Annotated in this window: 18 protein-coding genes and 1 pseudogene; 14 read left to right on the top strand and 5 right to left on the bottom strand. The window is 64.1% G+C overall.

What is annotated here, in order from left to right:
* Positions 1–14: 14 nt before the first annotated feature.
* The 3 genes from HOY44_RS00095 to HOY44_RS00085 all read right to left on the bottom strand — a co-directional run bounded on the left by HOY44_RS00095 (position 15) and on the right by HOY44_RS00085 (position 2873).
* Positions 15–803 (bottom strand): SDR family NAD(P)-dependent oxidoreductase, encoded by a 789-nt coding sequence (locus HOY44_RS00095; RefSeq protein ID WP_287432354.1) that lies wholly within the window; start codon positions 801–803, stop codon positions 15–17.
* Between the two features lie 2 nt (positions 804–805).
* A complete protein-coding gene (locus HOY44_RS00090) occupies positions 806–1993 on the bottom strand; it encodes a serine hydrolase domain-containing protein (RefSeq protein ID WP_287432353.1) in 1188 nt (395 codons plus the stop codon).
* A gap of 85 nt (positions 1994–2078) precedes the next feature.
* Positions 2079–2873 carry an N-acyl homoserine lactonase family protein gene (locus HOY44_RS00085; RefSeq protein WP_287432352.1) on the bottom strand — a complete coding sequence of 265 codons (795 nt, stop codon included), beginning with the start codon at positions 2871–2873 and terminating at the stop codon, positions 2079–2081.
* 128 nt (positions 2874–3001) lie between these two features.
* Between HOY44_RS00085 and dctP the strand changes: the two genes are divergently transcribed.
* From dctP to HOY44_RS00060, 5 genes are all read left to right on the top strand, one after another.
* Positions 3002–4015 (top strand): TRAP transporter substrate-binding protein DctP, encoded by a 1014-nt coding sequence (dctP, locus tag HOY44_RS00080; RefSeq protein ID WP_287432350.1) that lies wholly within the window; start codon positions 3002–3004, stop codon positions 4013–4015.
* An 84-nt stretch (positions 4016–4099) separates the two neighbouring features.
* Positions 4100–4684, top strand: a complete 585-nt coding sequence (locus HOY44_RS00075) for a TRAP transporter small permease (RefSeq protein WP_287432349.1) — start codon at positions 4100–4102, stop codon at positions 4682–4684.
* A complete protein-coding gene (locus tag HOY44_RS00070; RefSeq protein ID WP_287432348.1) occupies positions 4677–5987 on the top strand; it encodes a TRAP transporter large permease in 1311 nt (436 codons plus the stop codon). Before HOY44_RS00075 ends, HOY44_RS00070 begins: the two co-directional genes overlap by 8 nt.
* Positions 5988–5996: 9 nt before the next feature.
* Positions 5997–6917 carry an NAD(P)-dependent oxidoreductase gene (locus tag HOY44_RS00065; protein WP_353806580.1) on the top strand — a complete coding sequence of 307 codons (921 nt, stop codon included), beginning with the start codon at positions 5997–5999 and terminating at the stop codon, positions 6915–6917.
* On the top strand, positions 6914–7621 hold the full coding sequence (locus HOY44_RS00060; protein WP_287432346.1) for an SDR family oxidoreductase: 708 nt from the start codon (positions 6914–6916) through the stop codon (positions 7619–7621). The genes HOY44_RS00065 and HOY44_RS00060 overlap by 4 nt, the downstream gene beginning before the upstream one ends.
* A gap of 335 nt (positions 7622–7956) precedes the next feature.
* Here the strand turns inward: HOY44_RS00060 and HOY44_RS00055 are convergent, their stop codons facing one another.
* Complete coding sequence (locus HOY44_RS00055) at positions 7957–8208, bottom strand: hypothetical protein (RefSeq protein ID WP_287432345.1); 252 nt, start codon at positions 8206–8208, stop codon at positions 7957–7959.
* Positions 8209–8305: 97 nt separating this feature from the next.
* Between HOY44_RS00055 and HOY44_RS22690 the strand changes: the two are divergent.
* Positions 8306–8459: pseudogene (locus HOY44_RS22690) on the top strand (IS6 family transposase); the annotation flags it as partial.
* Positions 8460–8924: 465 nt separating this feature from the next.
* On the opposite strand, the gene HOY44_RS00045 reads toward HOY44_RS22690, so the two are convergent.
* Positions 8925–10634: a thiamine pyrophosphate-requiring protein gene (locus tag HOY44_RS00045; protein ID WP_287432344.1), complete on the bottom strand. Its 1710-nt coding sequence runs from the start codon at positions 10632–10634 to the stop codon at positions 8925–8927.
* 151 nt (positions 10635–10785) lie between these two features.
* Here HOY44_RS00045 and HOY44_RS00040 point away from each other — a divergent pair, with 151 nt between their 5' ends.
* The 8 genes from HOY44_RS00040 to HOY44_RS00005 all read left to right on the top strand — a co-directional run bounded on the left by HOY44_RS00040 (position 10786) and on the right by HOY44_RS00005 (position 20032).
* On the top strand, positions 10786–11739 hold the full coding sequence (locus HOY44_RS00040) for a TAXI family TRAP transporter solute-binding subunit (protein ID WP_138423084.1): 954 nt from the start codon (positions 10786–10788) through the stop codon (positions 11737–11739).
* Between the two features lie 19 nt (positions 11740–11758).
* A complete protein-coding gene (locus HOY44_RS00035) occupies positions 11759–13687 on the top strand; it encodes a TRAP transporter permease (RefSeq protein ID WP_287432343.1) in 1929 nt (642 codons plus the stop codon).
* Entirely contained in the window at positions 13684–14469 is a 786-nt protein-coding gene (locus HOY44_RS00030; RefSeq protein ID WP_287432341.1) for an IclR family transcriptional regulator, read from the top strand. Before HOY44_RS00035 ends, HOY44_RS00030 begins: the two co-directional genes overlap by 4 nt.
* A gap of 22 nt (positions 14470–14491) precedes the next feature.
* Positions 14492–15508: an amidohydrolase family protein gene (locus tag HOY44_RS00025; protein ID WP_287432340.1), complete on the top strand. Its 1017-nt coding sequence runs from the start codon at positions 14492–14494 to the stop codon at positions 15506–15508.
* Positions 15509–15516: 8 nt separating this feature from the next.
* Positions 15517–16956 carry an aldehyde dehydrogenase family protein gene (locus HOY44_RS00020; protein WP_287432338.1) on the top strand — a complete coding sequence of 480 codons (1440 nt, stop codon included), beginning with the start codon at positions 15517–15519 and terminating at the stop codon, positions 16954–16956.
* A complete protein-coding gene (locus HOY44_RS00015) occupies positions 16953–18521 on the top strand; it encodes an FAD-dependent monooxygenase (protein WP_287432337.1) in 1569 nt (522 codons plus the stop codon). Before HOY44_RS00020 ends, HOY44_RS00015 begins: the two co-directional genes overlap by 4 nt.
* Before the next feature lie 248 nt (positions 18522–18769).
* The gene (locus HOY44_RS00010) at positions 18770–19222 is read left to right on the top strand and encodes a MarR family winged helix-turn-helix transcriptional regulator (RefSeq protein WP_287432336.1); all 453 of its coding nucleotides are present in this window, start codon (positions 18770–18772) and stop codon (positions 19220–19222) included.
* Between the two features lie 132 nt (positions 19223–19354).
* Positions 19355–20032 carry a hypothetical protein gene (locus tag HOY44_RS00005; RefSeq protein WP_287432335.1) on the top strand — a complete coding sequence of 226 codons (678 nt, stop codon included), beginning with the start codon at positions 19355–19357 and terminating at the stop codon, positions 20030–20032.
* Positions 20033–20158 lie beyond the last annotated feature (126 nt).

Genomic DNA, 20158 nt, shown 5'->3' with positions numbered 1-20158 from the left:
CTCCCTTGGGGCCTTCAGCCCGCGTTGTTGTCCGGTACGCCGCCGTAAAGCGACCACAGCCCGGTCGCGCGCGTTCCGCTGTCTACTGTCATCTCGATGCCGGTGATCGCCGCAGCTTCGTCCGACAGTAGGAAATGAATGGCGTTGGCCACTTCTTCTGGCATCACGAGGCGGCCGAGCGCGGTTTGCCGGATCATCACGTCCGGGCTGCGCTCACCGCGCGCATAGCTCGCCTCGACCGCCGGTGTCCGGGTGGGGCCGGGGTGCACGACGTTCAGCCGCACACCCTCACGTCCCCATGCCACGGCGAAGTTCTGCGTCATGTTGATGATCCCGGCCTTGGTCGGACCATAGGCCATGAGCGGGCTCGAATTGGTCGAGGTGATCGAGCCGACCGTGACGATCGCGCCCTTGCCGCGTTGGCGCATCGGATTGCCGAAGGCATTCAGCGTCTTGAACGTGCCTGTCAGGTTCACCTTGAGGATCGCCTCCCATTCGTCGGGATCCTGATCCTGCGGGTTGTGCGGGTTTTCAAGATGCGCGGCCACGCAGGCCAGCGCTTCGACCGGGCCCATGTTGGCCTCGACCCAGTCCGCGGCGGACCGGATGCTGTTGCCGTCGGCAAGATCGATCTCGTGTGCGACGCCACCGGTCTCGGCCGCGATCTTGCGGGCAAGATCCATGTCGCGATCGAGGATTGCGACCTGCCATCCGGCAGCGCGTAGCCGCGCCACCGTGGCGGACCCGATGCCGCCGGCCCCGCCGGTGACGGCCGCAACGCGGTTCTGTGTGGTGGGCGCCATGGTCAGATCCCTGCGTAGAGCGCTTCGATGATGCGGCGTGCGCGCGGGCCGTTGTCGCCGCGCGCGTGCAGCTTGTTGCAGGCATAGGCGAAGCCGATCTTCGCGTCGGGGTCGCCGAAACCGATCGAGCCGCCGAAACCGTGGTGGCCGAAGGATCGGGGGTTGGGCCCCATCCAGACCGCTTCTTCCGTGTTCAAGAGGATGCCGCGACCCTGATGGTAGTGTCGCTGCTGCATTTGCTCGTACTGGTGATGCTGTTCGGTGATCATGTCCTCGACCGTTTCCGGCGCCATAATCGTGACACCATCCAGGCTGCCGCCACGCGACACCGCGCCATATACCTTGGCGATGGTGCGCGCCGTGCCGTGTCCGTTCGCACTGGCGATTTCTGCCGTGCGCCAGCCGTGGGAATTGAGCGTGTCCCCGATAGGTTCGTCCGGGTGCTGTGCGAAGCCCTTGGCGAGCAGGGTGTCGGGCTCGGTGTCCTTGCGCTCCAGCAGCGTGCCGGCGAGCGTCGGGACGAGCGTTGCGACGCGGTTCTCGATCTCGTGCTCTGTCAGACCGCCGATCTTGTAGTCGCCGCCGAGCGGTTGGATCACGCGCTCCTGAATCAGGTCCTTGAACCGCTTTCCGGTCACGCGACGCGCAATTTCACCCAGCAGGTTGCCCTGCGTGTGGATGTGGTATGCGGCGATTGTGCCCGGCTCCCAAAGCGGGGCCTGCTTTTCCAAAGCCGAAACGATCAGATCGCAGTCGAAAATCGCACCTTTGTACAGCGGTTCCGTCACCACCGGCAGCGCGCAGGTGTGGTCGAGCACCATTGCAACGGTGATGTCTTCTTTCCCGTTCTGGGCGAATTCCGGCCAGTACGTCGCGACCTTTTCGCTCGGATCGACCAGGCCCTCGGAGATCAGCCCGTTGAAAGTGATGCCCGAGATCCCCTTGGCAACCGACATCATGCAAACGATTGTGTCTTCTTCCCACGCTTTCGAATGGTCGGCATCGCGGTAGCCGCCCCAAAGATCGGCGACCTGCTCTCCGTCCACGAACACGGCCGTCGAAGCACCGATTTCCTCTTCCACCGCAAAATTCTCGGCAAAGGCGTCTGCGACGGCTTCGTGGCCCTCCTTGACCCAGCCGGTCAAGTGGAAATCGTGGCCACGCGCGGTCACGGTCTTGTCGAATTGCATTGGGGCTCCTCCTAGAGTTTGCAGTTTGATTATCAGTTTGTATGACAATACGTCAACAGACCATATGATAATCAATCGGCAAGTATTAGGCGATGGGGGCGAGGTCGAGCCTGAGGATGTTGGGTTCGTCGGGGCTCACGGTGGGCCACCGGTGCCGGACTTCCGGATCGTGACCGGGAATCAGAAGGTCCGGGTCACCGCCCGCCAAGGCTTCGCACTTGGCGAAACCCTCCAGCATGTCGCCCACGTGATACACCAGCGGGAAGGGCGCCCGCCTGATGCGGTTTTCCGAAAAGTGAAACGCGTCCGAAGCCAGCACGAGCGGGCCGCGTTCAGTCGTTACGCGCACCACCTGCAACCCGCCGGTATGACCTCCGATCCGGTGCAGGGTGATGCCTGGCGCGAACTCGGTATCCCCGTCGTGAAAGGTCATGCGCCCGCCGTGTACAAGGCGCACGGCATCCACCACGTCGTCGACGTTGAAGGGCGCCGACAGGCAGGCGTGGCACATCGGCCGCCCGGTCGCATAAGCCATTTCCGCGTCTTGCACGTGGAACTGCGCCTTCGGGAAATCGCTCATGGAGCCCGCGTGATCATAGTGAAGATGGGTCAAGATCACGCTACGCACCGCGCCCGCGTCGATCCCGATCCGCGAAAGCATCTCGGCCGGGGAGGCGATCAGGTGTCGCTGCCGCTTGGCGGCCTGCGCGGGGCCAAACCCCGTATCCACGACCACATCGCCCTCGGGCCCGCGGATCACCCAGATGAAATAATCCAACGGCATCGGGCCGTTATGCAGGTCCATGCCCGGAATGAAGTTCTCCCGCCGCGGACGATCCTGGGCCGTCGTGGCGTAGCGCAGCGCATAGACCTCGTACATTCTTGCTCCTCCCAAATCACGATTCTGCCTTGTATCATAATATCGTCATGTTGTATGACAAACTGCCAATGTGGCGAACAAGTTTTTCGCAAGGCCAGCTTGCGCATGACCTAAAAGGGAGGAAAACCATGAAGTTCACAACGATCGTTGCATCCGCCGTTGCAGCGCTATCATTCGGAACCGCGAGCTTTGCGCAGGACTATCCGGAAATGACTTTGCGCTACTCGTCGAACATTCCCGAAGTCGTCAACACGTCGTCCATCGACACCTATTTCTCATCCGAAATCGAGAAACGGTCGGGCGGCAACATCAAGATTCAACACTTCTGGGCGAACACACTCGGGGGCGAGGCCGAGATCGTCGATCTCGTGGGATCCGGTGCTGTCGATCTTGGCCTGATCGTGATGGGCAACCAGGCGTCGCGCCTGCCGTTCTCGGCCGTGACCAACGCGCTTCCCGTGACCTATACCGACGGCCCGACCGTCAACGAGCTGACCCGCGCGATCATGACGGAGGACCCCGCCGCCAAGGCGGAGCTCGACCGGGCGAACCTGCACCCGCTTCTGTTCCGCTACCTCCCGGACTACCGAATCTACTGTACACAACCCGTCAGGACGATGGAGGACTTCGAAAACCTGAAGATCCGCTCCTACGGCGCCTTCGTGCCGAAGATGTTCGAAGCCCTCGGCGCGATCCCCGTCAATATTCCGCCGGTCGACATGGTTCAGGCGATGCAGTCGGGGGCGATGGATTGCACGTACATGTTCAACTCCGCCGTCAAGGCGTTCAAAGTCGACCAGGTCGCCGACTACGCCACCGACCTGTCGTTCGGGGTGATCTCGGCCCACACGTTGTTCATCGCGAAAGACAAATGGGAAAGCTGGCCGGAAAACGTGCGCACCCTGTTCGAAGAGGTGGCTGCGGATGCGGAGGCCTATGGCAATGAACTGATCGCCGCGGATGAGGCCAAGGCGGTCGACGCGATCACCGAAGCCGGTCTCGAGATCGTCCCCTTCGAGGAAAAGGATGCGTTCAAGGAGGCTCTGCCCGACATGCTTTCGCTTTGGCTCGACAGCATGGCTGCGGATGGCAAGGGCGAAGAGGCGCAGGCCACCGTAGACTTCATTCGCGAATACAACTGATCGCGTTCGTGATTTGATATTTGGACGAGGGCGGGTTCGCCCGCCCTCGTTTCCTTAACTGGGGTCGGTCGGTTGATGTACCTGATGCGGCTCCGCCTGACGACCGAGGTCTTGATGATCCTAGTCACACATATCGACTGGTTGCTGCGCAAGCTTGCCTATCTCGGCTTCGTGGCCGCGTCTGTCCTGCTTCTCGTGGTCGCCTTGATGGGGGCCGCGGACGTGATTTCCACCAACCTGTTCTTCGAACCGATTCCCGGGATGGTCGAGCTTTCGGGCTCACTCCTCGCCGTCATTGTCTTTCTTGGTCTCGCGCAGGCACAGGCGCGGGGTGCGCACATCGTGATCGACGTGGCGACGGGCGCCATGGGGCCGCGGATGAAAAAGATCGCGCTGATCTTCACGCTCGCGGTGGGTGCGGCGTTCATGGCCACGGTCGCATGGCGCACCACGAACCTTGCGATCAATGCCTATGGCTACAACGAAAGGGCGCTGGGCGCGCTGCCTTTTCCGCTGACACCGTTCAAGGCGCTCGCCGCTTTCGGCGCGTGGCTGTCCGCTGCCGAGTTTGCCCGCCAACTGGTGATCCGGCTGGTGACCCCCGCCGCCGTCGACACCTCGCCAACAACCGACACTCCCGAAGACCCCGAGGATGGTTCCGATGCTTGATCCGCTCGCCATCGGCGCAATCGCCGTCGCCGCGATGCTGTTGCTTTCGCTCGCGGGCATTCCTGTCGGGATTGCAATGGGCACTGTGGCCGTCGTGGGCCTCTGGATCACCGGCGGGCCGAATTTCGCTCTGTCAGTCCTGACCAACTTGCCGTTCGCGACCGCTTCGGATTATTCCTTCGTCGTCATCCCGATGTTCGTGCTTATGGGGGCGATCGCATCGTCGTCCGGAATCACGAACGAGCTCTTCCGCTTTTCGAATCTCATCCTGCGCTCGACACGTGGTGCCCTGTACCAGGCTACGATCCTGTCCTCGGCCGGTTTCGCCGCGATTTCTGGCTCGACCCTCGTCAACGCCGCCCTGTTCACGCGCATCGCGCTGAACGAAATGCTGAAACTTGGCTATGACAAGGCACTGTCGGCGGGTGCCATCGCTGCCGCGGGTACCATCGCTGCGCTTATCCCGCCGTCGATCAGCTTCGTCATCTACGGGCTTCTGACCGGCGAGAGTGTCGCGGAACTTCTGATCGCGGGGATGCTGCCCGGCGTTCTGACAGCGGTGGCCTACATGATCGGGGTGTACCTGTTTGTCCGGGTCCGTCCAGGACTTGCGCCAGAACCGCAGCCACGCGCCTCGCTGAGGGAGATCGGCAGGAGCGCCCTTAACCTCTGGGCGACCTTCCTGCTTGCTGGCGTCGTGATCGGCGGCATTTACCTCGGGTTCACGACGCCCTCGGGCGCCGGTGCGCTCGGGGCCGCAGGGGCGCTGGCCATCGCGCTGTTCCGTCGCAAGATCACTTGGGCCTCGTTGGGAGAGAACCTGCGATCCACCGCGGCGATTACGGCGGCCCTGTTCATCGTCATCATCGGCGGGCTGATGTTCACGCGCTTCTTCCTCGTCGCCGGTACCGTGACCGAAGCGACCGCTCTGATTCAGTCCCTCGACATTTCGCCCATCGCCTTCATCGCGCTTTTGGCGGTGGTCTTCACGATCCTCGGGATGTTCATGGACCCGATGGCGATGCAGGTGATGACTCTGCCGTTCATCTACCCAATCGTGACCGCAATGGGGTTCGACGGGATCTGGTTCGGCGTCATCATGGTCAAGTTGGTGGAGCTTGCCGTTTTGTCGCCACCGGTCGGAATGAATCTCTTTGCCGTGATCGGCGCGGCGGAAGGAAGGGTGAAGCTGCCCGACATCTACCGCGGCATTATCCCCTTCATCATCATTGAGATAATCGTTCTGGTGCTCCTGATCGCGTTCCCGCAGATTTCGCTCTGGCTGCCAGGCAAGATGATGTGACCAAAGACAATGGATAGGAATATGACAAAACCGACTGTGGGCTTCATTGGGCTCGGCGCGATGGGAGACCCTATGGCGAGACGCTTGGCCGGGGCGGGTTTCCCGATCGTCCTGCTCGACGCGGACATGGGCAAGACGGACCGGATCGCCGCAGCCACGGGCGGCACGGCTGCTGCGCATGGCAGGGCGCTTGCCGAAGCCAGCGACCTCATCGTCACAATGCTGCCTTCCTCTGCCATCGTGCGGGCCGTTCTCGACGGCGACACCGGCGTGATCGCAGGTCTGAAGCCGGGCACCGTCTTCCTCGAGATGTCTTCGGGCGTCCCCGACGCCACACGCCGGATTGCCGAAGAGCTCGCTTCGAAGGACGTCACCCTAATGGACTGTCCCGTCTCTGGTGGCGTGTCGCGCGCGGTCACGGGTGAGCTCGCGATCATGGTTGGTGGCGACGACGTGGGGTTTGCGGTGGGCGAGCCGGTCCTCGCTGCCATGGGCACGACCATTACCCGGACGGGTCCGGTGGGCTCCGGACATGCCATGAAGGCGCTCAACAACCTCGTCTCGGCGGGCGGCTTTCTGATCGGGATCGAAGCGCTCCTGATCGGGAGCCGGTTCGGCCTCGACCCGGCGCTGATGACCGACATTCTGAACGTCTCGACCGGCATGAACAACTCGACCCAGAAGAAGTTCAAACAATTCGTACTGTCGCGGGAATTCAACGCGGGCTTCGGCCTCGATCTTATGGTCAAGGATCTGGGCATCGCGATCAGCGTGGCTGAAAGTACCGGGACCACGGCCCCCTTCGCAAACCTCTGCCGCGAGATGTGGCAAGGCGCGCAGAAGACGCTGGGTCCGGGGCTCGACCACACCGATGTCGCCAGGTTCTCGGAGCTGCTGGCGGGCAGTGAATTGCATTCGGCGGACAAATGACCCTCGAAGGTCAGCAACTCGCGGTGTTCGGCGGCTCTTCGGGGATCGGACTGGCCACGGCGCAGGCTGCCGCGAAGGCCGGCGCCGGTGTCACGCTTATCTCGCGTTCCGCCGACAAGCTGGGAGCGGCTGCCAAGACTATCGTGGCCTGCGAAACCGCTGCACTCGACGTCACCGACAGCGGGGCTGTTGCCGCGTTCTTTGACGAGCGTGAGGTGTTCGACCATGTGGTCGTCACGGCCGCCGCGCTTGATCCCGGTCCTCTGCGCAGCCAAAGCCTTGCGACTGCCCGCGCGGCGATGGAAAGCAAGTTCTGGGGCGCGGTCAATGTGGCTCATGCGGCTAGAATCACCGACGGCGGCAGCCTGACTCTCGTGTCCGGGATGCTCGGTAAACGTCCCGCGGGCGGTGCCACGATCCTCTCCGCAATCAACGCGGGCCTCGACGCGCTGGCGCAGGCCCTCGCCCTTGAATTGGCACCCACGCGGGTGAACTGCGTCTCGCCGGGACGCGTGGACAGTAGCTGGTGGGATTACCTTTCGCCTGAGGACCGCAAAGCGCTGCTCGACTCGACGGCGGCGAAACTACCCGTCAAACGTATCGGACAGCCCGAGGACATCGCGCAGGCGATCATCGCCGCGATGACCAACACATTCATGACCGGGGCTGTCCTGATGTTGGACGGTGGCGGCCAACTGGTGTAATCGAAACCGGACTTGCTGGCGTGACATGAAGCACCGGGGCGCTTTCTGGGAAGTTGCCTTCATGGGTGTGTGGCAACCCTGGTTAGTTGGCCCAGTTTGAGAGTCAGTGCCTGATCAGCTCCAGTGCGCCACCGACGATCCCGCCGTCATCGCAACGGCCCGGCGTCCTCTTCTACCCCTCGTGGCGCTGCCTGGCGATAGTCGACGAAATTGCTGCCAAGTTGCTCCGTTGCCTACCGGTGGGTTGGTCAGGAGAACTTCATGGAAACTTGAACCCCAAAGATCGTCCAGTATGTGCAGAGTCAGGTGGAGGCAAAACCACTGGGGAACCAGATTCAGTTCGGCCGCAGCGGCCCATCCGTCTTCGATCTCTGCGCGCGCCACCTCCGAAGGGCCTGCCTCTCCGATTTGAAGTGCAAGTAGGAAGCATCGAGTCCGTCGTAGAGCTGGTCCGTGAGGGCGAGGTCTAGAGCCTCGGAGATTCCTTCTTCGTCGTCCTCGTCCTCTTCGCCCGCTCCTTGGTCCGCGTCGTCCTCCAAGACCTCTATCAACTCTGGATGGCACGGCTTCATCCGAACCAGTGCCATCCCGCTTCCATGCGATGATTCCAGCTTCAAGCTGATCGAGGGCCTGGGCAGAGGAACTTGGCTTGAGGTGGAACAGGGCGCCAACCAGCGTTCGAGCATGCCCAAGCCAAGTCCCTTCCGTTACTTTTCGACATCCCACAAGATCATCCGGTTGCCAGTGATGCTGTAAGTTCGGTTCCCGCCCTCGCTCCGCAATGTAGAGGACCCGCTCCTTGAGCGCGGGATCGACGTGAGCCACGAGACCGTCCGATACTGATGGCATCGGTTCGGGCCAATGCTCGTAGCCGAGATCCGGAAAAGTCGGGTTGAGGGAATGTGCTCCAGTAGCTGGCACCTCGACGAATTGTTCGGCAAGATCAATGGTTATCTGCACTACCTTTGGCACGCGGCTAGCGTGTTCGTTTGAACGACATTCATTTTAATATACTGTCTTGGAGGCGGAGAACGTTCGATCCGGGTCCCATTCCCTCCGCCACTTGCCCCGATTTGCCCTGCTTTCGCCACGACCTGCGACGTGGTTCTTGGCCTTTTCTGCAACCCATGCCTCTGTTCGTCATGTTCGCGCGCTGTCCGGAAAGCCCATGCCACCGCGCTCGCCGACTTGCGGAAGCGTCGCGTTCGCGAGGCCGCAAAGAACCTGCGTCGGCTGACACCTCCGGAGCCGTTCGCTCGGCCCCCCGAAGCCAAGCCAAATCGCCCGAACGGCGCCGCCGGGTCTAATTGACGTCCGAGAGTCCGACAGCCACGTCCAGCAGCGCGGGGCGGCCTTCGGTTCGGATCGCTTGGATCGCGCGGGTCAGGGCCGCGGGGAGGGCTTCGGGCTCTTCCACGCGTTCCGCGAATGCGCGGCTGGCTTTCGCGATGGCTGCGAAATCCGGGGTCGGGGCAAGTGAGGTCAGGGGCATCTCGTTCGCGCGGACCGCGGCACCTTCGGGATAAGCGCCCAGGACCGAGCGTCGGACGGCATTCCACATCGCGTTGTTCTTCACGATGATCAGGACGGGCAGGCCGAGGGCTTCGGCGACCTGATGACAGGCGACCGGGTTTGCGAAGATGTAGGAGCCATCGCCCATCGCGGCGATCGTCAGCTTGCCGGGTCGCGCGAGTTGTGCGCCCATCGCCGCCGGGAGCGCCCATCCCAATCCGCCGGAATGCGGGTTCGAGAACAACCTGTTCGGCCCCTTGAGCCGCATGGCGCCGGGAACCAGACCGAGTTCGCTGAAGATCACGGCGTCCTCGTCCATGATGTCGGACAGGCAATGGCTCAACCATTCCGCGCCCATCGGGGTCGCGGCGCGGGCGGTTGCGACGATCTCCGCGCGGCGGCGTTCGCGGCGGTCTGTTCGGTCGGTCAGGCGCCGGGTCCGGTTTGCAAGGGCCGGGGCCTCGGTCGTCATCGCCCGCGAAATGGCCGCGATGGTCATGGCCGGGTCGCCGGTGAGTGAGAGGTCCGAGCGATAGCCGCGGATCGGCATGCGGGTGAACTGCGGGTCCGCGCCGATATGGATGATCGTCGCGTCCGGGGCAGGGGCCTGCGTGGCCTCGATCCAGGGCACACCGGAATCGACGACGACGATGGCATCTGCCTCGCGTGCCAGTGTCGGATCGTATCCCAGCGATGCCGGGTCGTCGTGGGCAAGCAGGTTGCGCACCACGAACGGCTCGACGGTGCCGATCCCATGCTCGCGGCCAAGCTCGGACAGAGCGGCGGCAAGGCGGCCACCGGGGTCACCGCGCTGGCAGATCACCAGAGGCCGCTCGGCCTTGGCGAGGGCCCGCGCAGCGGCCTGCACGGCGTCCGGGTCCGGTGCCGGGGCCGTGGCGGCGGGGCGGGGCGACGGATCGGAGGCCTGAGGTGGCGCGATGCGCGCGGCCAGGGGTTCGCGCGGCAGGCTCAGATAGACCGGGCCACGCGGTTCGGACATGGCGAGCGACACGGCGCGGGAGGTGAGCGCGCCGGCCTGATCCGGGTAGCGCATTTCGTAGTTGAACTTGACCGCCTCGCGCACGAGCGAGGTCTGGTCATACATTTCCTGCCCATACTGGATGGGGGTCATGCGGCTGCCCTCGTGCCCGGATTCGGTAAGCGGTGTCCGGCCGGACATCATCACGATCGGCACGTTGTCGGATGCTGCGTTCAGCACGCCCATGACGGTGTTCGCGAGCCCCACGTTGACGTGAACCATCACCGACTGCGGCTTGCCGGAGACGAGGTAATAGCCATGTGCCATGCCCACGGCGGCCGTTTCGTGCGGGACCGTCACCGGGGTCGGCATCTCGGGGGCCGAGGTGCCCGCAAGTGCCTCGATAATCGAAGGAAAATCGGTTCCTGCATTGGCGAATAGGTAGTCGATCCCATTGGCCTTGAGGCCCGTCAGAAGCGCCTCTGCGCCGGTCGGCGCGGTCGCGCTGCTCGCATCATCCATTCCGTTCTCCTCCCTCGGTCCGTGGTCGGACCCTGCGGATAAATTGTTCTTGTCATTCACCTTTAGCAACCCCAAACTGATCCCGAATCTCATAAAGTGAGATTTGGGTTCGCTCCTTGGAGGGGAGCGGCACAACTTGGGAGGAAATAAAATGCGCAAGATATTCGCGTCTGCGGCCATGGCGGCCGGCCTTGTGGTCGGTGCCGGTGCCGCTCTGGCTCAGAACGTGGGGATCGCCACGTCGAACCCCGGTTCGCTGTTTCACAACATCGGCACGTCGGTCGCGAACGCGGCCAACGCAAACGGCCTGAACACCACGATCCAGCCCGCCACCAGTCCGAACCAGTTCATTCCGTTCGTGAACTCGGGCGGCATCGAATTCGGCGTGGCGAACCTTCAGGAGGTGAACTACGCGATCACCGGCGAAGAGTGGTGGAACGGGGTCCAGAACCCGAACCTGCGTGTCGTCGCCCATCTGCAGCCGCTGGTCGAAGCGATCTTCGTGCGCAAAGACAGCGACATCATGTCGGTGGCGGACCTTCGGGGCAAACCGATGACGGACGGCTACACCGCGCAGAACACCATCCTGCCGCAGCTTTCCGCGTTCTACTCGACCGCGGGCATGACCCGTGACGATGTCGAAAAGGTCTCGGTCGCCTCGGTGGTGGCCGGTGCGGATGCCTTCATGGCCGGCGATACGGTCGGCTTCATCTTCGCCCATGGTGCCGGCAAGGTGCGCGAGGCGGATGCCGCCGTCGGCGGTCTGCGCGCACTCGGCGTCGGTGACGACAGCGACGAGGCACTGGCCGCGGCGCGCGAGCATTGGCCCACCGCTTTCTTCACGACCCTGCCCGAGGGCGCCATGCCCGGCGTGCTCGAGGAAACGACCTACATCGCGTTCCCGCAGGTCGTCTTCACCCATGCCAATGTGCCGGACGACGTGGTCTACGAGATGGCGAAGGCGATGTACGAACAGGCCGCCGTCATGGGCGACACCTTCCCGCCGATGCGTGCTTTCAAGCCTGAAAACATGCGCGGCGATCCGGGTATCGCCGAGTTCCATCCGGGGTCGCTGCGCTTCTTCGAAGAAGTCGGCTTGAACTGAGGCACCACTGATGGCGGCTATGGACCAACGGAAGGCCGGTTTCGGCCTTCCTCCCTCGGTGTGGCGCCCGATCTCGAACGTATTGGCTGCATTGATGACGCTCACCGCGATCGGTTGGGCCTTGTCGGTGAACCGCTACTTCGGATTGGGGCTTTACCCGCAGCAGTTTTTCGCAGCGATGCTGGTGTTCGTTCTGCCCATCGCCTATCTGACGCTGCCCGCCCGCCAAGGGGCGACGCGCGAGACCGTCCCGCTTTCCGACGTCGCGCTGGGTCTTTTGTCCATGGCCGCCTTCGCGTTCATCGCGGTCGGGTATCCCGACCTCGTGCTGATGATCTTCTCGAGGCCCTTGGAAGTCTGGCTTCCGGGTCTCATCGCCATCGCCCTGACGCTCGAGGCGCTGCGGCGCGCGACGGGCTGGGCTTTGGTCATCATCATCGCGGTCTTCATCCTTTACGCGCTCTTCGGAGACATCTTCCCCGGCCGACTTCAGGGCCGTCCGCAGAACTGGCAGCTTCTGTCGGGCTACATGGCCTTCGATTCGAATGGCATCCTCGGGCTGCCCATGTCGATCGCCTCGACCGTGGTGGTGGCCTTTATCCTGTTCGGCGTGCTCCTGAACCTCACCGGAGGCTCCCACTTCTTCACCGACGCGGCGATCATCGGCATGGGCCGCTACCGAGGCGGGTCGATGAAGATCGCGGTGCTCGCCTCGGGCCTCTTCGGCTCGATCAGCGGGTCCGCCGTGGCGAACGTCGTCGGCACCGGGGTCGTGACGATCCCCATGATTAAACGCGACGGTTATCCGGGCCACAAGGCCGCAGCGATCGAGGCGGTCGCGTCGACGGGCGGTCAGCTCATGCCGCCGGTCATGGGGGCGTCGGCCTTTCTGATGGCCGAATTTCTCGCCGTTCCTTATTCATCCATCGTGCTCGCGGCACTGGTGCCTGCGATCCTTTACTACATCGCCCTGTTCATTCAGGCCGATCTGGAAGCTGCCAAGCTGGGCATCCGCGCGATCCCGAAAGAGGATATTCCGGACCGTCGCAAGGTGCTTGTCGGGGTGCACTTCGTGCTCGCCTTCGCGGTCCTGATCTACCTGTTGTTCTGGCAGCGATACCAGCCGGAGCGCGCCGCGCTCTGGTCGGCGGTGGTGTTGATCGCCACCTCGCTGGCCATCGGATACGACGGCGTGCGGCCCAGTGTGCGCACCGTGTTCTCGGCCCTGTCGCGCACCGGACACGGCGTTGTGGAAATCCTGCTCATCTCGGCCGCGTCCGGCATCGTGATCGGTGTGCTCAACGTCACCGGCCTGAGCTTCAACCTGACCTACGCGCTGGTGCAGATCGGCGGCGGCAGCGCGGTGATCCTGCTCGCCCTGTCGGCAATCGTTTGCATCGTGCTTGGCATGGGGCTTCCGACGCTCGGCGTCTACGTGCTTTTGGCCGCGCTCGTGGCCCCGGCGCTGATCCAGGTCGGAATCGAACCCATCGCCGCGCATCTTTACGTCCTGTATTTCGGCATGATGTCGATGATTACGCCGCCGATCGCGCTTGCCGCCTTCGCAGCCGCGTCGATTGCGAAATCACCGTCGATGGCGACGGGCTGGGCGGCCATGCGGTTCGGGTGGTCGGCCTATGTGATCCCGGTGCTCTTCGTCTTTTCGCCGACCCTCATCCTGATCGGGGCGCCACTGGAAATCGCCATCGCGCTCATCACCGCGATCGTGGGCGTCTGGCTCGTCTCCTCGGCGCTCGCCGGATACTTCTCGCAGCGACTGAGCCGTGGGAAACGCTGGCTGTTCGCCACCTTCGGCCTGCTTGCGCTCGTGCCGGCGGGCATGTTCGAAGGCGCGATCTACTCCGACGCCATCGGCGTTCTGGGGGGCATCGTCCTAATGGGCGCGGAACTTCGCCGTGGCCGCGCAACGGCAGAGGCGCAGGTATGAGCAGCGGGGCCGGGAGCGCGGAACGGATCCTGGGGATCCTCGATCTTTTCAACGAGAGCCGGCTCGAGTGGACGGCGGAAGAGATGATGAGCGAACTCGGCTACACCCGCCCGACGCTCTACCGCTACATCAAGACCCTGAAGGATGCGGGCTTTCTAAGCCAGAACGGGCCGCATGGGTTGACGCTCGGCCCCCGCGTCGTGGAACTCGACTACCTCATGCGCAAGTCCGACGCGCTCCTGCTCGAAGGGGGGGCGGTGCTCAAGGAGCTTGCGGCACGGCACCCCTCGACCGCGCTTCTGGTGCGCTGGTATGGAAACAAGCTTCTGTGCGTCGCGTCGGAAGTCTCGACCCCGCAGCCCAAATCCAGCTACCCGCGCGGGCGGCCCATGCCGCTGGCCCGTGGCGCGATCAGCCGTGCCATCCTCGCGCATCTACCACGCCGTCAGATGCTGGCGAAGATCAACGAGAATTTCTCGGACCTGCGCGAGCTTGGGTTGGGCGACACCGTGGACGAAATCGCCGAGACCCTGCGCCACATGCGCAAGGGCGGCGCCCTCGTCGCGCGCGGCGAGGTTACCGACGGGGTGGTGGGGATCGCCGCGCCCGTGTTCGACGCGAGCCGCGCACCCATCGCGGTGCTCTGCCTGACCATCGACCGCGACACATTGGACGACACCAAGGTGAAAGACCTGTCCGACACGATCTGGGCGGCCAGCACGCGCCTGAGCGACGCCCTGACACACATGCGTTCCGAGGACATGGTCCTCGGGGAACTTTGACCTTCGAGAAACGAGACAGCCCATGAAAAAGATCGACATCTTCAACCACATCTGGCCGAAGCCCTTTCACGAGGCGCTGATCGCCCATGTGGGCGAGACGACGGACATCACCCGCCGGTCCGAGGCCGTGCCGATGATGACCGACCTCGACCGCCGGTTCGAGGTGATGGATATGTTCGGAGACGACTACTGCCAGATCCTGTCGCTCGCTTCGCCGCCGTTCGAGAAATACGCCGATCCCGAGAAGTCGCTGGAACTGGGCAAGATCGCGTCGGACAGCATGGCGGAGCTGTGCCAGAAATATCCCGACCGCTTCCCCGGCTTCATCGGGTCCGCCGTCATGAACAACCCGGACGCGGTGGTGGACGAGGCGCGGCGCAACATCGAAGAGCTCGGCGCCGTCGGGATGCAGATTTTCACCAACGTCGGGGGCAAACCGCTCGACCTGCCGGAATTCGAGCCATTCTTCGAATACATGGCGCAAAGCGGCAAGGCGGTCTGGCTGCATCCGGCGCGGGGTGCGAATTTCCCCGATTACCTGACCGAGAAACAGTCCGAATACGAAATCTGGTGGACCTTCGGGTGGCCCTATGAAACCTCCGCCGCCATGGCGCGTATGGTGTTCTCGGGGCTTTTCGACCGGAACCCGGGCCTCAACATCGTGACCCACCACGCGGGCGGCATGGTGCCGTTCTTCGAGGGTCGTGTCGGACCGGGCTGGGACCAGATGGGCGCTCGCACCACCGACCGCGATCTGGCCGCCGTCCGCAAGGCGCTGAAGAAGCCGCATCTTGAGTATTTCAAGGATTTCTACGCCGACACGGCCACCTTTGGATCGGCCACCGCCATCAAGCACGCCATCGAGTTCTTCGGCGAGGATCACGTCATGTTCGCCTCCGACGCGCCCTTCGATCCCGAGGCGGGGCCGATGTATATCCGCGAGACGATCCGCATTCTGGACGAACTCGAGATCTCCGACGAGACGCGTCGCAAGGTCTATCAGGACAACGCGGCGAAGTTGCTCGGCCTAACGCTCTGAGGTCCGCCATGACGTATCCGACCGCACGGCATTTCATCGGCGGCACATGGGTGTCGGACGGGGCGACGGGCGAAAGCGTGAACCCCGCCGACGACACGGTGCTCGGCCGGTATCATGCGGGGTCCGCCGCCCTCGTCGAACAGGCCGCGCGCACGGCGCGCGAGACGTTTTTCGCGACCGATTGGGCGCACGCGCCCCGCCAACGCGCGCAGGCGCTGTTCGAATTCGCCGACCGGATGGAGGCGGCGCGGGACGAGATCGTCGACCTGATCGTCGCCGAGAACGGCAAGCTCCGCTCCGAGGCGATCGGCGAAACCATGGGGTCGATCTCCGAGGTCCGCTATTACGGCGGACTGGCACGCAACCTCAGGGGAACGATGCAGGAAATCAGCCCCGGCCAGATGTCGCTCTTTCACCGCGAGGCGGCGGGTGTGGCGGGGATCATCGTGCCGTGGAATGCGCCCGTCACGCTTCTGGTGCGCTCCCTCGGCCCGGCGCTCGCGGCCGGCTGCACCTGCCTTATCAAGCCCGCGCACCAGACCCCGCTGGTTCATGCCCGTGTCATGCAATGCCTTGCCGACTGCCCGTCGCTTCCGCCGGGTGTCGTGAACTCGATCAACGAGAGCGGGATCGAGGTGGGGCAGGCCATCGTGTCCTCGCCGCTGGTGGACACGATCTCGTTCACCGGGTCATCGGCCACAGGCAAGGCGATCATGGCCGCGGCGGCGCCGACGCTGAAGCGTGTCGGGCTGGAGCTTGGCGGCAAGGCGCCCGCCGTGATCTTCCCCGATGCCGATCTAGACAAGGCCGTGGCCGAACTCACGCACGGGGCGCTGACCATGGCCGGTCAGATCTGCGTCGCGGCGGCCCGGTTCCTCGTGCATGAAAGCATCGCGAAGGACTTCGAGGAGAGGATCAAGGCAAGCTTCGCCGCCGTCCACGTCGGACCGGGCAACGACTCGGCAAGCGAGATGGGCAGCCTGATCGACCGCGCGAACCTCGACCGGCTCAGGACGATCATCGAACGGGCGGGCGACGAGGGCGAGATGGTGCTGCGCGGCGAGGCCCTGAATGCAGGGGCCTTCCTGACCCCAACGCTGTTTCGCATCGACGACGTGTCATCGCCGCTTGTGCAGGAGGAACTCTTCGGTCCGATCGTCTCGCTCGAGACCTTCTCGGACGAGGGCGAGGCGGTGTCGAAGGCGAACGCGACCTGCTACGGGCTTGCCGCCAGCGTCTTTACCACCGACCTGTCGCGCGCAATGCGTATGAGCCGCGCGATCCGGGCGGGGACCGTCTGGCTCAACAGCCACATGCGCCTTGCCGCCGAGGCCGAAACGGGCGGCTTCGGCCAATCCGGTCTGGGGCGGCTGCACGGGCCGGAAGGGCTGCATGACTTCATGGAAACGAAACATATCTACCTCGAACAGGGAATGATCGGCGGATGAAGGCACGAACGGATTACGACGTCGTTATCTCGGGCGGGGGGCCGGTCGGCATGGGGCTCGCGATCGAGCTGGGGCAGCGGGGCATTCCGGTGCTCGTGATCGAACGCTACCCCGAACCGCAGCCCATTCCCAAGGGCCAGAACCTGACCCAGCGCACCACCGAAACGCTGCATTTCTGGGGCTGCGAAAAGGAACTCCGCGCGGCCCGGTCGATCCCCGACGAGGTCGGTATCGGCGGGCTTACGCTCTACGAACACCTCCTCAGCGACTATCATTACGACTGGCTGAACCGCTCCAGCGTGAACGACTATTATTTCACGACCAACGAACGGCTCCCCCAGTATGAGACGGAAAAGGTGCTGCGGGCACGGGCCGAACAGATTGCGTCAATCGATATCCGCTATGGCTGGACGGTGGAAAGCGTGACGGATCACGGCGACCATGTTTCGGCCACGGCGACCCGCCGCGACGGGGCCGAGCGCGATACGGTCACGGCGCAATATGTCGTCGGGTGCGACGGAAGCCGCTCGGTGGTGCGCGCGACGGGCGGCATTCCGCAGACCCAGTCGGACCATGACAAGCTGATGGTGCTTCTGGTGTTCCGGTCGATGGAGTTGAACGACCTTTTGAAACGCTATCCGGGCAAGGCGTTCTTCAATGTCCTGCACCCGGACCTCAAGGGCTACTGGCGCTTTTTCGGTCGCGTCGATGTGGGGAGTTTCTTTTTCCACGCGCCGGTCCCGGCGGGCACGACCGAGACGGACGATTTCGAGGCCCTGCTTCATGAAGTGGTCGGGCGTCCGTTCGCGCTCGACATCGACTATGTGGGGTTCTGGGATCTGCGCGTTTCCATCGCGTCGCATTACCGGGCGGGGCGGGTGTTCGTCGCGGGCGACGCGGCCCACAGCCATCCGCCCTACGGCGGATACGGCATCAACACGGGGTTCGAGGATGCCCGCAACCTCGGCTGGAAGCTCGCGGCGCGGCTTCAGGGCTGGGGCGGCGAGGGGTTGCTCGACAGTTACGATGCCGAACGGCGGCCCGTGTTCGAATCGACGGCGCGTGATTTCATCGAGTTCTTCATCGAAGACGACCGGCAGTTCCTTGAAACCTACGACCCCCGCAAGGACCGGGACGCTTTCGAGACCGCGTGGAACAAGCGCAACGCCACCGCCGCAGAGGTCGCGAATTTCGAGCCGAACTACGAAGGGTCGCCGATCGTCGCAGGTGGCGGCGGTGCGCCGAGTGCGCGGGGCGATCACAGGTTCGAAGCCCGCGCCGGGCACCATCTCGCACCGCAAAACCTGTCGGACGGCGCGAACGTTTTCGACCGCCTCGGGTCCGGATACACATTGCTGAATCTCGCGCCTTCCGGAACGGTGGACAAGGTCGTCGCGGTGGCGTCCAGAGAAGGGATTCCCTTGACGGTCGTCGAGGACGGCGCGCCGACCGACTACGGCGCGTCCCTGATCCTCGTGCGCCCGGATCACTACGTTGCGTGGAGCGGCGACGATCCGTCCGAGGGCGCGGATGCGCTGTTGAAGGCCGCTGCGTCGGCGTCGTGAGGTCTGGCGCGTTACGTCACCACTCGGGTGGGGCAGTCGAGGACGTTCAGTCGGCGCTGTGACCGCGTGGCTCGATCTCTGCGAAGCACGGTGAAAACTGTCCTGCCTCGCCGGACGCCCTGCGCGTGTTCGTCTGAAACACAGGCGACGCTTCGTAGATGCGGTGATCCTTCCCCGTTTTTCGCGTGCATGGCGCGCCTGTCGGCTTAGTATCCTTGGTTCAGGGCCTCCAAGACGGGTGGATTTCAGTGGACGACGACGACGCCTTCGATCGGGCCGGTTTGCGAGACGCGGAATGGCCGTTTTTCTGGATCACCCAGACGGCGCATCGCTACACGCAGGTGATGGAGGCGCGGCTCAAGACGATCGGCGTCGATCCGACCTATTGGCGCGTGATGACGGCCCTTGATGAGCGCAAGCGGCTCTCGGTCTCCGAGATTGCCGCGCAATGCATCCTGAAGCCCAACACAGCGACCAAGATCGTGCAGCGGATGCTGGCAGAGGGGCTGGTCGAGACCGGCGAACGCGCCGGCGACGCCCGCGTGACCGAGGTGATGCTGACCGCCGAGGGGGACGCACTCGCGGCCAAGGCGCGCGTCGTGGCGGACGCGGTATATGCGCAGGCCTTCGCGGGGCTGTCGCAGGACGAACGGCTCGTGCTGGAATTGCTGCTGGAGCGGGTGTTCAACCGACTGGGCTAGGGCGGTGCCTGTGGCTTGCCCTGCGGGCGGTGCCCTTCACGGCGCGCTCGCATTGGGGCGGGCGGAAGGTCAACCGAGGCGACCCGGACGCCGTTGTGTGACGGGCGGCCGAGTGCGATAGCGGTGGGCGACATGATTATCTGCCACGACAGACGTCTTATCTTCCTCAAAGGCCGCAAGGTCGGCGGGACCGCGCTCGAAATCGCGTTGTCGACCGTCTGCGGGCCGCGCGACGTCATCACGCCGCTCACGCCCGAAGACGAGGCCCTGCGGCGCGACGTGGGCGGGCAGGGGCCGTGTCACCACGACCGGGTGCGCTGGCCCGGCACGCTCTGGCCCCGGCGGGTCGCGTTCCGCAATCATTCCACCGCCGCTCAGGTCCGCGCACAGGTGCCGGAGGCGATCTGGACCGGATACCGAAAGATCGCGATCACACGCGATCCGTTCGACGTGGCGATTTCGCGCTACCATTGGCGGCGCTCGCGGGGGACGTTCCCGGACGATATGGATTTCGGCGGGTTCGTCGCGGCCCGACGGCATCGGCTGGACGCCAACAGCCGGATCGCCCCGCATCGCGGGCCGGACAAAGTGGACCTGCACCTGCGCTATTCCAGCCTGCTTCAGGATCTGCGCGACAACGACCTGTCCGACATCGTGGAGATCGTCGCGCGCATCCGGCCCAAAAGCGGCCTCCGCCCACGCGAGGCCCGTGTCGCCGAGGTCTATCGCGCCTATCCCGAGGCGCTGGAGATCGTGGCCGAAGCCTGCGCCTCGGAAATCGCGGCCTTCGGATACCTGCGCCCTGCGTGAGACCGCAAATCCTGTTGCGAGCCCGCCAGCCTTGCCCTATACCGCGCGAACGACGCACCCGTAGCTCAGCTGGATAGAGCGCTGCCCTCCGAAGGCAGAGGCCCCCCGTTCGAATCGGGGCGGGTG

The organism is Maritimibacter sp., from assembly GCF_016774595.1.
Taxonomy (GTDB): domain Bacteria; phylum Pseudomonadota; class Alphaproteobacteria; order Rhodobacterales; family Rhodobacteraceae; genus Maritimibacter; species Maritimibacter alkaliphilus.
This window is presented reverse-complemented; position numbering and strand designations above follow the sequence as displayed.